Origin of the sequence: Pyxidicoccus xibeiensis (assembly GCF_024198175.1) — a bacterium.
Taxonomy (GTDB): Bacteria; Myxococcota; Myxococcia; order Myxococcales; family Myxococcaceae; genus Myxococcus; species Myxococcus xibeiensis.
Genome location: NZ_JAJVKV010000051.1, coordinates 1 through 1006, shown reverse-complemented (window position 1 = coordinate 1006; position 1006 = coordinate 1). Strand labels below are relative to the sequence as shown.

The window sequence follows — 1006 nt, the reverse complement described above, 5'->3', positions numbered from 1 at the left end:
GTCAGACCGTCGAAAAAGGGGGGGGAGATGCTCAGGGTAGGAGCCGAAGCGCTCGACTTCTTGAGTATGGCGTGGTTGTCGAGGAGGGGTGAGAGCCAAGGGCGCGAAGAAGCGGCGGGCCAGGGAAGTGCCGGACACGGCGCAGCAGGCCTTTGGGTTTGAGTCGCAAGAGCGCGCAGAAGGGAACGAGAGCAAGGAGGGGATTGGGCAGAGGGTGCAGTTTCAAGTGGGCCAGCGGCGGCTGTACGTAGGGGAGGTACCGCTGGAGCAGTACCTGGAAAGTAGCGGGCTGAAGGCGGTGCGGGTGCTGGGGGAGTTGATGGGGGAGGTGGACGTGAGTCGCTTCGAGGCGGCGTACAAGCCCGGAGGTCGGCCGCCCATCCACCCGCGTTTGATGCTGAGCCTCATCGTCTACGGCATGCACCTGAGGCAGTGGTCGCTGCGGGAGTTGGAGCAGTTGGCGGTGAGGGACGTGGGGGCGTGGTTTCTGTGCGGGGGGCTGCAGCCGGACCACAGCACGTTGGGCAAGTTCATCGTGCGGCACGAGAAGTTGTTGTCCGACGCGTTCTTCGTGAGCGCCTCGCGGACATTGGCCAGGAAGCTGGGACTCAAGGAGGGGGAAGCGGCGGCCGATGGCACCGTCATTCAGGCCGCGGCGAGCCTGCGCAGCCTGGCCCGCAAGGAGGTGTTGGAAGCAGAGGCCTTGGCGGCCCGCCAGCAGCTAGAGGCATTGCCCAAGGCACCGGCCCCTGCAGCGCGGCAGGCCCCGCTGGAGAAGAAGCTCCAGCGTCTGGAGCAGGCGGTGGCGATTGCCACCCAGCGAGCCGAGGCCCGCGCGGCGCACCGCCGCGGCCCGCCGCAGCTTTCGCGGCAGGAGCCCGAGGCCGTCAACCAGCCCTGCAAGGACGGGCTGTACCGCCTTGCCTACAAGCCTTCGCTGCTGGTGCACTCCTCACGTTTCATCCTGGCGCAGGCGCTGGACCCCTTCAGCGAGGTGAGCGTGCTC

Annotated in this window: 1 protein-coding gene; it reads left to right on the top strand. The window is 67.2% G+C overall.

The genetic code is table 11. The features are described from left to right. Positions 1 to 127: 127 nt before the first annotated feature. On the top strand, positions 128 to 1006 hold an 879-nt coding region (locus LXT23_RS49490), incomplete at its 3' end, for a transposase (RefSeq protein ID WP_253987557.1).